The organism is Methylomonas koyamae, assembly GCF_006483455.1.
GTDB lineage: Bacteria > Pseudomonadota > Gammaproteobacteria > Methylococcales > Methylomonadaceae > Methylomonas > Methylomonas koyamae_B.
In genome coordinates this window covers 152004-162707 of the sequence record NZ_PPPU01000007.1, presented here as the reverse complement: position 1 = coordinate 162707, position 10704 = coordinate 152004, and the positions used below count along the sequence as shown (strand labels likewise).

The 10704-nt window shown below is 54.7% G+C and carries 8 protein-coding genes; 4 read left to right on the top strand and 4 right to left on the bottom strand.

What is annotated here, in order from left to right:
- The 3 genes from C2U68_RS04495 to C2U68_RS04485 form a co-directional block, all read left to right on the top strand.
- The coding region (locus tag C2U68_RS04495) for an ATP-binding protein (protein ID WP_140911305.1) at window positions 1-310 on the top strand (310 nt) is incomplete at its 5' end.
- A gap of 973 nt (window positions 311-1283) precedes the next feature.
- Entirely contained in the window at window positions 1284-4295 is a 3012-nt protein-coding gene (locus C2U68_RS04490) for a response regulator (protein WP_140911304.1), read from the top strand.
- A gap of 23 nt (window positions 4296-4318) precedes the next feature.
- Window positions 4319-4678 carry a response regulator gene (locus tag C2U68_RS04485; RefSeq protein ID WP_140911303.1) on the top strand — a complete coding sequence of 120 codons (360 nt, stop codon included), beginning with the start codon at window positions 4319-4321 and terminating at the stop codon, window positions 4676-4678.
- 45 nt (window positions 4679-4723) lie between these two features.
- On the opposite strand, the gene C2U68_RS04480 is transcribed toward C2U68_RS04485, so the two are convergent.
- The gene (locus tag C2U68_RS04480; RefSeq protein ID WP_140911302.1) at window positions 4724-5329 is read right to left on the bottom strand and encodes a DUF938 domain-containing protein; all 606 of its coding nucleotides are present in this window, start codon (window positions 5327-5329) and stop codon (window positions 4724-4726) included.
- A gap of 51 nt (window positions 5330-5380) precedes the next feature.
- On the opposite strand from C2U68_RS04480, the gene C2U68_RS04475 reads away from it, so the two are divergent.
- Entirely contained in the window at window positions 5381-6520 is a 1140-nt protein-coding gene (locus C2U68_RS04475) for a GNAT family N-acetyltransferase (RefSeq protein ID WP_140911301.1), read from the top strand.
- A 5-nt stretch (window positions 6521-6525) separates the two neighbouring features.
- Here C2U68_RS04475 and C2U68_RS04470 read toward each other — a convergent pair whose 3' ends face one another.
- The 3 genes from C2U68_RS04470 to uvrB all read right to left on the bottom strand — a co-directional run bounded on the left by C2U68_RS04470 (window position 6526) and on the right by uvrB (window position 10678).
- Complete coding sequence (locus C2U68_RS04470) at window positions 6526-6744, bottom strand: TraR/DksA C4-type zinc finger protein (protein WP_140911300.1); 219 nt, start codon at window positions 6742-6744, stop codon at window positions 6526-6528.
- 34 nt (window positions 6745-6778) lie between these two features.
- A complete protein-coding gene (locus C2U68_RS04465; protein ID WP_140911323.1) occupies window positions 6779-8407 on the bottom strand; it encodes a putative bifunctional diguanylate cyclase/phosphodiesterase in 1629 nt (542 codons plus the stop codon).
- Window positions 8408-8581: 174 nt separating this feature from the next.
- Entirely contained in the window at window positions 8582-10678 is a 2097-nt protein-coding gene (uvrB, locus tag C2U68_RS04460) for an excinuclease ABC subunit UvrB (RefSeq protein WP_260839216.1), read from the bottom strand.
- Window positions 10679-10704 lie beyond the last annotated feature (26 nt).

The window sequence follows — 10704 nt, the reverse complement described above, 5'->3', positions numbered from 1 at the left end:
TTTTTGGGGCCGGCTCTGTTTGCCCAAGCTGCGACGTCAATTAATCAGCGCATCGTTGTTAATCATCGACGATGTCGGCATTGGCGGCGTACCCGCTCAATTAGGGCCGATACTTTTAGAAATCCTGGATCAGCAATCGATGGTCGGCTCCTTAATCCTCACCAGTCAATACCCGACTAATAAATGGTACGAATTGTTCGAAGACGCCACTGTTGCCGACGCGATTTTGGACCGGATCGTCCATCGGGCTCATCCGATAGAACTCAAGGGTGAATCGATGCGCAAGTTGAAAGGTAAAAACACATCCTAGAGAGCTAAAACCATCACTTGTGCAACTTGTCAGACCAAGGGTGTGCAAGTGATGCACTTAGGTGTGCAGATGGCGTGCACTTGGGTGTGCAAGTGCGTGCAATTACGCACTTAAAGGCAAATAATGTATTTCCATCGTTCCCACGCTCCACGTGGGAACGCCGCCCCAGACGCTACAGCGTCCATCACCAAACATCTATCTCCACCAACCCCGCCAAGCCTTGATAGTTGGTGGCACTGGAATAACACCAATGCTGCGGTAAGTTCACGTAACCGCATTTAACCGGCTTGGCACCGCATCAGGCTGCGATACGCTCCGCCCGAACCAAATAATATCAATATCGGCACGCCCTCTTTTCAGAACGGGTACTCGCGATCCCGTTTATGCCGGGCTTTGGCAAAATGCAGACGTTGCAGCAAGCGTTGCCCTGTTGCTTGTTAACGCCATGCGCCCGAAGAGGGCTTACTTTGCTTGGGGCCAACGGTATTCAAGGGCCGGGTTAATCGATTCCAAAACCCGCAAGAAGCCCGGCGGGTTTTGGCTTGTCCTACTTTCGCCAAAAAAACTGCTGACATACTCGCAAACCGGCTACATCGGCAGTGACACCGGCTAACGCGGGCTGCACAGTGTCAAAAATTTTTGCTGCTTCAGAATGGTGTCGAAACCGACTGTGAAGGCGGCGGATCTTGCTGCGATTGCTGCAGACCGATCGATGCTCCGGTTTCACCCGCTTCCCCGCCACCACTGCAACAGCTTTTTCTGAAATGGATGGATCGATTTGGCGGCTAGGTTTAGCCAATCCTTTAGCCCTGGCGGCTGTTAACACCTAACCGAGGTTCGGTTTTAAACCGAGCCTGCACTCATTTCAGAACGGGGTCGCTGGCGCAGAAATCCAAGTTCCGTCCGGCGTACGCATCTATTATCGCAAAGGCTAAACGGCCTGTTTTCTCATGGGTATTCGGTAAACATAGCGATGAACCAGAACAATCAGGATTTTGAGGCGCTGCAACTGCAGATCGAATCGCTAAAACTGGCAAATGCCGCATTACAAAAACAATTGCTGGAGGAAGCCGAACATGCCGACGCGATGCTGCGGGAAGTGGAGCGTCAGCGTAACGAATTAAGCGCCGCCAATCGGCTGCAACAGGATCTGGCTAATCGCAGTCAACGTGTGATCGATGCCGTTTCCAGCCTGGTCTATCGGCTTGACCCTTATGGCCGTATCGTGCAGGCCAATCAACAAGGTTTGCAATTTTTGGGTTTGGCGGCGTTAGATGCCGCAACCCCCTTTTATTTGGACGATTGGTTATCTGCAGACGACATTCGACTGCTGAAAGAGCAAACGCCGCCACGCCCGTGGCAGATTTATTCCTGTCTGTTGGAGCGGATTCGGTTAGAGGGCAATTACACCGGGCACCATAGTTTGCGCAATAGCCAGGGCCAATATCGCCAGTTCATGTTGGATGCAACCATGATCTACGACCGGCAAGGTAAGGAAGACGGCACGGTCGTCAGCGCCGCCGATATCACCGAACTGAAGCGGTTGGAGCAGGATCTCAGACAAGCCAATAGCAAAGCGGAATCTGCCGCCCGTTCGAAAAGCGAGTTCCTGGCCAATATGAGTCACGAAATACGGACCCCGATGAACGCGATCGTCGGTTTGTCGCAACTTGCCATGAATCGGGATGTATCGCCGCAGATTCGGGATTATCTGGAAAAAATCAAAGGCTCTTCCGATCATTTACTCAGCATCATCAACGACATTCTCGATTTTTCTAAAATCGAAGCCGGCGGCATGACCATAGAAGCCCATCCGTTCGGCATTGCCCGCCTGGTCGCGGATATTGAGGGGCTATTTCGATTTCCGGCAGAACAAAAAGGTTTGGAGCTGCAATTGCAGATCGGAAATGATGTGCCCGCGATGGTTGTGGGCGACAAATTGCGGATTCAACAGATCTTAACCAATTTGATCTCCAATGCACTCAAATTCACGACGCAAGGCCGAGTGCGCTTGACGATCGAGCTGGTTTCCCGCGAGGAGCAACGGGTAAATTTGGCATTCGCGATTGCAGACCAAGGCATTGGGATTGCCCCGGCCGACCAGGAAAAGTTATTTCAACCCTTCAGCCAGGCCGACAGTTCCATTTCCCGTCGATTCGGCGGGACCGGCCTCGGTTTGGCCATCAGCCGTAAATTGCTACTGATGATGGGCAGCGATTTTCATGTCGCGAGTGCCGTAAACCAAGGCAGTACTTTTACCTTCACTTTGTCGCTGGGATTGGCGACCGAACAAGAAACGCAGCTTTGCCAGGAGCAACCCATTCACAGCAGCGCCGGCGGTCTAACTGACCGTATGCAAACCTATGCCGCGGTGTTGACCGGCATGGAAGTACTGATCGCGGAAGACAATCCGTTAAATCGACAGGTTGTGCGCGAGTTTTTACAACTGGCCGGCATCAAGACCACTTTTGCGACCAACGGTCGGGAGGCGCTGGAATGCTTGGCGTTAAACCCCGGCTTTGCCGCAATATTGATGGATGTGAATATGCCGGAGATGGGCGGAATCGAGGCAACCCAATTAATTCGGCAACAACCCGCACACGCTCGGCTGCCGATTATCGCTCTGACGGCCGGCGTAACCTACGAGGAAAAGGAACTTTGCCTGGCCTCGGGGATGACCGATTTCGTATCCAAACCGATCGAGCCAGTGCATTTGTTAAACACCCTGTTGAATTGGACCAAGCCGGAATTGTCCAGGACCGATGCCGACGCTATCGGTATGCTAACCGCCACCCAAAGGCCGCGCCTGAAATTGCCTGGGTTCGATCTGTCCAACCTCAATTTAATGCTGGGAGGCAACGACGAAGATATGTTCGAATTGCTGCAAGGTTTTGCGCGTAGCCTGGCAACGGTGGAAGCGCGGCTGAACGCCTATTTCGCGGCCGACGATAGCGCCGCAATAATGGCTCTTGCCCACGATATCAAAGGTTCGGCCGGAAATTTTGGCGCAAAAGCCCTATTCGGCGCGGCATCGATTCTGGAACGGGCGGCGAAACAACGGCAAGTGACCCGTGCCCTATTGGACGAATGCTGCCACCAGTGTCGAGAAGCGGCATCGGTATTGCAGACGGCGGATAAAACCACCGCGACTGACGCGGCTTCGCCTTCGGTTTCCGGTCAAATCGCGCAAGCGGCTCAAGCGCTGGCGGGTAAGCGCATTTTGGTTGTGGAAGACAACAGGATCAATCAGCGGGTGGTTGCGGAATTTTTGCAGTTGGCCGGAATGGAAGTGGATGCGGTCAACAATGGCCTGGAAGCGCTCGCGCAAATCGATGCGGTTCTCTACGATGCCATTTTGATGGACATCCAAATGCCGGAGTTGGACGGCATAAGCACGACCCAAGCGATTAGAAACAAGGACTCCCATCGATCGCTGCCGGTCATTGCCTTGAGCGCCAGCATTTCCGTCGCAGAACATAAGGCCTGCCTCGAATCCGGCTTCAATGACTTTCTGACCAAGCCCGTCGATCCCGAGGGATTGATCGCCAAGCTGAATCAATGGTTATTGCCGACTGCGGCCCAAGCCACGCTCGTCAATCCGCCTCCCGACGCTGAACCCGAAAACGCAGCCGATCCGCTTTGGCCAACAATCGCCGGGATCGATGCCAAGCAAGCCGCGTTGCTTTTGGGTGGAAGCTTATCGTTATTCGCTGAACTGGCAGCGCTATTCGTTAGCGAGAATTCGAGTTTGATGGCGAAATTGACGGACCATCTCGCGTACAACCGGTTTGACGAGGCAGCAAAATTTGCGCATAAGTTGAGAGGACAAGCGGCAAGTCTGGCGGCAATTGAGCTGGCGGAAAGCGCCGAACTGTTGGAAAATGCGCTGGCTAAACGTAGCGATCACATCCTTGGCAGTCAACATGAACTGCTGGCAGCCAATCGGCGTTTGATAGCTGCAATCCGCGACTGGCTTGAAGAATGAAGCAGTAACCGTTAGAGAACACCATGAAAAAACTCCTTGTCGTCGATGACGACGCGATGTTTCGGCACGTGATGAAACATCATCTTTCCCAACTTGGTTTTACCGCCATCGAAAACGATTCGGCGCTGCACCTGTATCAACAAATCCGCGAAGAATCTCCAGCGGCCTGCTTCATCGATATCGTGATGGAAGGTAAAGACGGGATCGAAACCATATTGGAACTCAAAGAAAAGAGCCAATGCCCGAAATTGATTGCAGTATCCAGTAACGTCATGTATCTGGATTGGGTCAGCGAATTCGGTGTCGATGCCATATTGATCAAGCCGGTTTCGCTGCAAGCGGTGAAACAAGTCCTAGACAAGTTAGAGATCCACGCCGTTTAGCGGGGCTATCCGGCCGGGATTCGGCGAACTCGACACCCAATCGGTTTAGCCATCACTTTTGCGAAACACCAACAACCGGTTATTGGCCGGCATTTCACAGTCTGAACGTAATTCCAGCCCGGCTTGGGCTGCCAGTTCGACAATATTCTCGAAATGTTTGATACCGCTCAGCGGATCGCGCTGCTTTAACCACTCATCGAATCGGGCATTGCTGTCGCTGGTGTAACTGCCGGCGTAGTTAAACGGGCCGTAGAAGCAAACGGGAGCCGCGGCGTTCAGGTATTCGCCTAAGCCGGCAAAACAGGCTTCGACCTGGGTTTGACTCATGATGTGCAGGGTATTGGCGCTAAACAAGGCCTGGATTCGTGAACAAGGCCAGGGGGCGTGCTCAACGTCCAGGCACAGCGGCGGATGCAGGTTGGGCAAGCCGGCTGCGATTCGCCACTGCTCGATACCGGCCAGGTTTTCGGCACGGTCGGTGGGTTGCCAGGCCAAATGCGGCAGTTGTTCGGCAAAGTAGCAAGCGTGCTGGCCGGTGCCGCTGCCGATTTCCCAGACCGTGGTCGGATCGGTGAATACGGTTTCGATCACCCGCAAGATAGGCTGTTTGTTATTTTCGCAGGATTGGGAAAACGGTTTTTGCGTCGTCATAAGCCAATTATCGGTGGTATCTTGTGGCTTTCAACTGTAATGGTTTTAGCCATGGACGTCACGCAAATTAGCGGTTTCGCCGACTTTGGACATAAGGAATGGCGCAGTTTGGCCGATGACCGTTATCCCTTTTTCGACTATGCCTTCCTTAGCGCTTTGGAGCGTAGCGGAGCCGTCTCCGCCGAGAACGGCTGGCAACCCGCGCATTTGCGCTGCACCGATAACGGCGAATTGGTCGCCGCCCTGCCCTTGTATCGGAAAAGCCATTCTTGGGGCGAATACGTGTTCGATCAGCGCTGGGCTCAGGCTTATGCCGAACAAGGTATGGCGTACTATCCGAAGTGGCTGAATGCGATTCCGTTCACGCCCTGCCCCGGACCGCGGCTTGCGTTGCGGCAGGGCGTGAGTCCGGACCAGGTAGTCGATACCCTATGCGGTTTCCTGGCTGACAACGCCGCTGCCCAGGGTATTTCGTCGCTGCACTGCCTGTTCCCGGAACGGGAAATGGCCGAGATTATGGCGGCGCGCGGGTTTAACATCCGCGAAGGCGTTCAATTTCAATGGTTCAACCGCGGTTACCGGGACTTTGCCGATTTCCTGGCGATGCTGAGCTCCAGTAAGCGCAAGATGGTCAAACGCGAGCGGCGGCGGGTGGAGGAGCAAGGCATTAGTATGTTGCGCTTGAGCGGCCGCGATATCGGCGACGAATATTGGCGAGCGTTCTATGACTTTTATGCGCTAACGTATCTAAAACGCCAATCCCAACCTTACCTGAATCCGGAGTTTTTCAGGCTGCTCGCCGCCGAAATCCCGGAGCGCTTATTGATGGTCGTCGCATTGAAACAGCGGCAGCCGGTTGCCGCAGCCCTGAGCTTTGTTGGCGCCGACACGCTGTATGGCCGCTATTGGGGATGTTACGAAGAATACAGCGCCTTGCATTTCGAGGCCTGTTATTACCAGGGATTGGAGTATTGCATCGAGCACGGTTTACAGCGTTTCGATTCCGGTGCCCAGGGCGAGCATAAGATCGCCCGCGGTTTCGAGCCGGTCACGACCTATTCCGCCCATTGGCTGCGCGATCCCGGTTTCGCCGCCGCGGTGGCACGCTTCGTCGCTCGGGAACGGCAACTGATCGCAGAGTACAAACTGGATGCCGCAAAATATTTGCCTTTCCGGCAAAGCGACGCTTGAGCGGGTTATTTACCGGCTTTTTCCAGGCTGGTTTGGCAAGGCAAACAGTATTTGCAGGGAATTGCCGCGCGCCGCGCTTCCGGAATCGGCTCGCCGCATTCTTCGCAGTGGGTGGCGGATTCCCCGGTGTATATCGCTTTTCGGGTTTCGGCGACGAACAGTTCCGTCATTTTTTCCATGCGTTCCGCTATCGCATCGGCCCCGCCGGCCCAAGCTGTAGACATCGTCTTTCTATTCCTTCGCGAGTAAATGGCAAATTTAGTGATTGTGGCTGCTTTGCTGCAACCAAGTATTGAATTCGTGGAATGGCTTGGGCTTGCTAAACCAGTAGCCCTGGGCGATATCGCAACGGTAACTGGCCAGTCGGTCCAGCACCTCGCCGGTTTCGACACCCTCGGCGACGACCTGCAAACCCAGGTTATGCGCCAGATTGATTGTGGCTTTGACAATGACGGCGTCGTTGTCGCTTTTTAATAAATCGTAGACAAAGGATTTGTCGATCTTTAATTCGCTGAGCGGCATCTTTTTCAAATACGCGAGCGAGGAATACCCGGTACCGAAATCGTCGATCGACAATTTATACCCCATCTCATGCAGGCGCAAAATCGTTTCCATGGCCCGCTCCGGATCGTTCATGATCGAACTTTCGGTGATCTCCAGCATCATCCAGGCCGGCTTGATGTTGGCCGCCGCGGCGACGCCCGCCATCACGTCCGGCAAATCCGGATCGTGTAAATCCTTGGTCGACAGGTTGACTGACACCACCAGTTCCAGACCTTGCCGCCGCCATTCCGCGCAATCCCTGAACGCACGTTTCAACATCCACAAGGTCAGGTGCTTGATGACGCGAGTTCTTTCCGCCATCGGGATAAACTCGTCCGGCGCGATAAAGCCATGTTTGGGATGGGCCCACCTTACCAAGCCTTCGACGCCGTATATTTTACCGGTCTGAATCGACACTTTGGGCTGGTAATAAATCATCAGTTGTTCTTTTTCGATGGCCTGGCGCAATTCGCTCATCAGTGTCAATCGGCGCGGGCTGTGGTCGTCGTACGACGGTGCGTAAATCGTATAACCCTCGTGCGATTTGGCGGCCATAAACAAGGCTACGCCGGCTTTTTGCACCAGCGTGTCGACGTCATCGCCGTGTTCCGGAAAATTGACGATGCCGATGTTGGTGTGGATGGCCAGATTCAAACGCTCGACTTTGAATGCGGGATCCAAGGCCGCCTGAATGTTCTTGGCCAGATTCAGCGATGCGTCTTCGCTTTCGGTGGCGGGCAGCAGCAAACTGAAAATATTGCTGTCGATCCGAGCCACGCTGTCGCTCCCCATCACCACGCTCTGCAGGCGGGTGGCGATTTGGCGCAAGATCATGTCGCTGCTGTTACGGCCCAGCGTGTCGTAAACTTCCTTGAAGTTGGCGACTTCGACCAACAGTACCGATAACATTTTGCCCTGGTTGTTGGCCGCATGTAGCGCTTGCTCTACCCGATCGTAAAACAAAACCCGGTTGGGCAAGTCGGTCACCGCATCGTGGGTGGACGAGTAACTGACTTGTTTCTCCAAGGTTTCGGCCCGGTTGCGCAACTCCTGAGTCTGGTCGAATATCATGGCGCCAGCCTGATAAGCAATCACCGAACTCGAATATTGGCCCCAAAATCCGAACAGAAACGGTAGCGCCTCCAACACCCACAAGCCGTAGTTTTCGGTTTGGGCGCGGATGATGCCCGCGAACGAGATCTCGCCGGTGTAATAAAAACTCAAAGCCAACAGCGCACAGACGATCGCCAGCAGGGCGATGGCCACGCCTTGGTAAGTGGTTTTGGAGACCTCGCTTTTCAGGATTCTGACGTTATCGGTAAGCAAGTGTTTGGCGGCAATCATGTTTTTGGACTTCAAATTCGAACCGTTCCTAGCAATGTTTCGGCGCCGCGCTAGCCATGTCGACTTTAACGCGGAGCGAGATGTAACGACGTTTTACCCCAGACGCGGTCGCTTTGTTTCAACTCAGTTCAAAGTTTAGACGATGGTAATTTGTCTGCCACCGCCGGTGTCCGCTCAAACCGCCATCTCTGCCTGCAACAGTTTGATTTGATCCCTGACCCGGGCGGCGTCCTCGAATTCCAGATTCTTGGCATGCTGATACATCTTTTCTTCCAATTGCTTGAGGGTCTTGGCGGCCTGCTTCGGCGTCAACGCTTTGTAATTGCCGGCCGGTTCCGCCACTTTGGCTCGGGCGGTACTGATCGAACCGCCGGAACCGGGAATCGCCAACTCCAGGATGTCGGTGACCGATTTGAATACGGTGCGGGGCTGGATATTATGCTGCTTGTTGAATTCGATCTGTTTCGCCCGCCGCCGTTCGGTTTCGTCGATCGCCTGCTGCATCGAGCCCGTGATTTTGTCGCCGTACAGAATCACTTTACCGTTGGCGTTGCGCGCCGCGCGGCCGATGGTCTGGATCAACGAGGTCAACGAGCGCAAAAAGCCTTCCTTATCGGCATCCAGAATCGCCACCAGCGAGACTTCCGGGATGTCCAGACCTTCACGCAACAGGTTGATGCCGACCAATACGTCGAACACCCCCAGCCGCAAATCGCGGATGATTTCCACCCGTTCCACCGTCTCGATATCCGAATGCAGATACCTGACTTTGATGCCGTGTTCCATCAGGTAATCGGTCAAATCTTCCGACATGCGCTTGGTCAATGTCGTCACCAACACCCGTTCCTGCACCGCAATCCGCTTGTTGATCTCCGACAGCAAATCGTCGACCTGGCTGGTGGCCGGCCGCACTTCCACGATCGGATCGACCAAGCCGGTCGGACGCACCACTTGCTCGACCACGGCGCCGGCGTGCTCCTTCTCGTAACCGCCCGGCGTGGCCGACACGTAAATCCGTTGCCCGCAAATGCGCTCGAACTCTTCGAAACGTAGCGGCCGGTTATCCAGCGCCGACGGTAGTCTGAATCCGTATTCGACCAAGGTTTCCTTACGCGAACGGTCGCCTTTGTACATCGCCCCGATCTGCGGCACCGTGACGTGGCTTTCGTCGATGATGACCAACGCATCTTTCGGTAGATAGTCGAACATGGTCGGCGGCGACTCGCCTTCGGTGCGATTGGACAAATGCCGCGAGTAATTTTCGATGCCGGAGCAGTAGCCGACTTCCATAATCATTTCGATGTCGAACAACGTGCGCTGCTCCAACCGCTGGGCTTCGACTAACTTATGGTCTTCGCGCAACTGCGCCAGCCGTTCGACCAATTCCAACTTGATTTTTTCGACCGCACTGAGCAACTGGTCGCGCGGCGTGACGTAATGGCTTTTCGGATACAGCGTGAACCGGGCCAGGCGCTGGGTAACCTCGCCGGTCAACGGGTCGAACATCGACAGGCGTTCGATCTCGTCGTCGAACAGTTCAATACGCAAAGCCTGCTCTTCCGATTCGGCCGGAAACACGTCGATCACATCGCCGCGCACCCGATAGGTGGCGCGACGCAGCTCGATATCGTTGCGGGTGTATTGCATTTCCGCCAGCCGGCGCAGAATGTCGCGCTGCTTGATCATATCGCCGCGCACCAGATGCAACACCATCTGGAAATAGGATTCCGGCTCGCCCAAGCCGTAGATCGCCGACACGGTGGCGACGACGATGGTATCGCGCCGCTCCAGCAACGCCTTGGTCGCCGACAAGCGCATCTGCTCGATATGTTCGTTCAGCGACGCGTCCTTGTCGATGAAGGTGTCGGAAGCCGGGATATAGGCTTCCGGCTGGTAATAGTCGTAATAGGAGACGAAGTACTCGACGCTGTTTTCCGGAAAAAACTCCTTCATCTCGCCGTAAAGCTGGGCTGCCAGGGTTTTGTTCGGCGCCATGATCATCGCCGGCCGTTGCGTCTGCTGAATCACGTTGGCAATGGTGAAGGTTTTGCCGGAACCCGTTACCCCAAGCAGGGTTTGGTGAACTTCGCCGTCGTTAATGCCTTCCACCAATTGTCGAATCGCTGTGGGCTGGTCGCCGGCCGGTTGATAACGGCTTTGAATTTTGAACGGCTTTGGCTGGAAGCCTTTGCCCTTGACTGACGGCTCTTCCACTGCCAGTACGCCGGATATCGCCGACTGGCTGATCTCCATCCGCCGCTTGTCGCTCATGCCGACTTCCTTGCCGAATTGATCCG